The organism is Brevibacillus sp. SKDU10 (genome assembly GCF_001645205.1).
Lineage (GTDB): Bacteria > Bacillota > Bacilli > Brevibacillales > Brevibacillaceae > Brevibacillus_B > Brevibacillus_B halotolerans.
This window is the reverse complement of sequence record NZ_LSSO01000070.1, coordinates 1-2,361: the sequence shown is the minus strand read 5'-3', so window position 1 is coordinate 2,361 and position 2,361 is coordinate 1. Positions and strand designations below refer to the sequence as shown.

The window sequence follows — 2,361 nt, the reverse complement described above, 5'->3', positions numbered from 1 at the left end:
GGACAAAAAGAATAAACGAACTTTTTGTCCTGTTTTATATGATTACGTATAAAACTCAATAGCTTGTAATTCTCCTTTTCAAGAATTGATTTTTAAAACCGTTCTTCTTATGTAAGGATATATTTTATACTAAGTTTAGTTATTGACTCCCAAATCATAAATAATAACTTTGCTAATGCAAAACCCTGATTCTCTCCTCCCTATATATTGATCATTTCCGTTATCAGCTGCGATTCATCTCCTTCTCCCCTACCAGCCTTAGCTCTTGCCCCTCTCCTTTATCAAATAACGACATCTCACATTCCCGTCTGCAATGCATTCCGTACGCTGCACATCAGCGTCAAGCAACGCTGCGAATAGAGCAACCTCACATTGGCATGCTTGGCGATTGCGGATTGCAACTTCTACAACAGGACAGTTTGCTTCATCCAATAAATATGTATCATCTTGTTTTTTTTCTAATTTGACCATGTATCCTTCTTGATCCTGGATTTTGGCCAAGGTTGCTACTCTTTCCTCAAAGTTTTGTCCTGACATCGCTTCACGGTACTGTTTCTCTATCTTTGCCATTCTCCGTTCAAATAAGCTATTTACTAACGATTCCCCGAACATGTCATTGATCTCCTGAATCAATTCCATGGCCAGACTATCGTATTCATTCGGAAATAATTCTTCGGATAAAACCGTAAGTCGATAGGAATAAGTTGGTCTTCCTACATGCTGACGCAGAATGCTAGATTGGATATAACTGTCCTTTTCTAAAGCGTATAAATGCTTGCGAACAGACATCCTCGTTACTCCCAAATGCTCCGACATTTCCTGGACACTTACTGAACCACGCTTCTTGAGCAACAGCAATATCTCATTTCTTGTTGATTGTTCTCGTAATCGAACCGCATGTTTGTTCATGGACACCGTTCCTCTCTGAGCAAGATTAAGAGATTTATAGTAAAAAAACTTTGCAGAAGCATATCTGTCTCTTCTGCAAAGCTTAGAAAATTCAAGATTAACGAATCGCTTCGTTATAACGACGATTCACTTCCTCCCAGTTAACAACATTCCACCAGGAGGAGACAAAATCCGGCCTTTTATTCTGATACTGTAAATAATAAGCATGCTCCCAAACATCGACGACCAGAATCGGCGTTTTATTTTCCATAAAAGGAGTATCCTGATTGGGCGTACTGGTGACTTCCAACTTGTCCCCATTGACAACCAGCCATCCCCACCCCGCTCCAAATCGGCTTACAGCAGCTTTTGTCAGCTCATCCTTCATCTGTGCAAAGCTACCAAAATGCTTTTCAATTCCCTTCGCTATATCACCATCAGGATTCCCGCCCCCAGTCGGGCTCATGATGGACCAGTACAGGCTATGACTATAATGCCCACCTCCATGATTTCGAACCGCTGTACGAATTTCTTCCGGTACATCGTTCAAATTGCTGATCAATTCTTCTACAGTAGCATTCTTGAACCTGGGATAGTTCTCGATTGCCTTGTTCAAATTCGTCACATAAGTTGCATGGTGCTTGCCATGATGGATTTCCATGGTTCTGGCATCGAGATAAGGTTCCAACTCGTCATAATTGTATTGCAGCTTCGGTAAAGAAAATGGCTCCATTCAATTACTTCCTCCTATCTTGATTGATTACATCCTTAGTTTACACGATATAAAATATTTTGTACACAACCAAATATTTTTACCTTACGCAACTTATATGGTATATATTTCAAAACAAGTATCCCCGCATGCATTTGAACAATTTTTCCTCCCCAAAAATCTTTATAACTTCCCTTCTCAATGGGACATAGGCCCATCATTTCCCTCCATCTGAAAGCTCGTGTTTGATTTCGAAAATGCGGTAAAATTCCAACAAAAAAGAACGCTATATGAATAATAGCGTTCCTTTAATAAAAGCTGATCAATGCCCTGAATCAGCGTTGATTGAGCTTATTAATAAATTTTTGTAAGAAAATATACAGCTTACTAATTGCACAGTAAAGATTTTGAATGTAGTGTCTGAAATCATCACAAAAGTAACAAGAATCAATTCTATTATGTATCACTAAACGAAAAAATGCTCGAGATCAGATGTCTGTAAACAATCAGTCACCCAATGAAAAGAGATGCTACAACAAATCTCTTATTTAAAATCCCATACTACCCTTAAGTATTTACGATATACATCATCAAGCTGGGCAGTTGGATCGTTCATTTCACGACTATACGTAGGCGAAATGTCGGTAAGATGTGCAAACCCCTCTTCAATAAAGTCATTTAACACATCAATACGCTTTTCAAGAGCAATTTCTTTTCCAGCCATTTTGCTTTGAAGAAGCTTCTCAATTGCGCTTTTTACC

The 2,361-nt window shown here is 38.9% G+C and carries 3 protein-coding genes; all 3 read right to left on the bottom strand.

Features of this window, described 5'->3' with window-relative positions; genetic code table 11:
* Positions 1-258: 258 nt before the first annotated feature.
* Positions 259-909: a helix-turn-helix transcriptional regulator gene (locus AYJ08_RS04855; RefSeq protein ID WP_064016814.1), complete on the bottom strand. Its 651-nt coding sequence runs from the start codon at positions 907-909 to the stop codon at positions 259-261.
* A 97-nt stretch (positions 910-1,006) separates the two neighbouring features.
* A complete protein-coding gene (locus tag AYJ08_RS04850) occupies positions 1,007-1,621 on the bottom strand; it encodes a superoxide dismutase (protein WP_064016813.1) in 615 nt (204 codons plus the stop codon).
* A gap of 523 nt (positions 1,622-2,144) precedes the next feature.
* On the bottom strand, positions 2,145-2,361 hold a 217-nt coding region (locus AYJ08_RS04845), incomplete at its 5' end, for a DNA polymerase beta superfamily protein (RefSeq protein WP_197490586.1).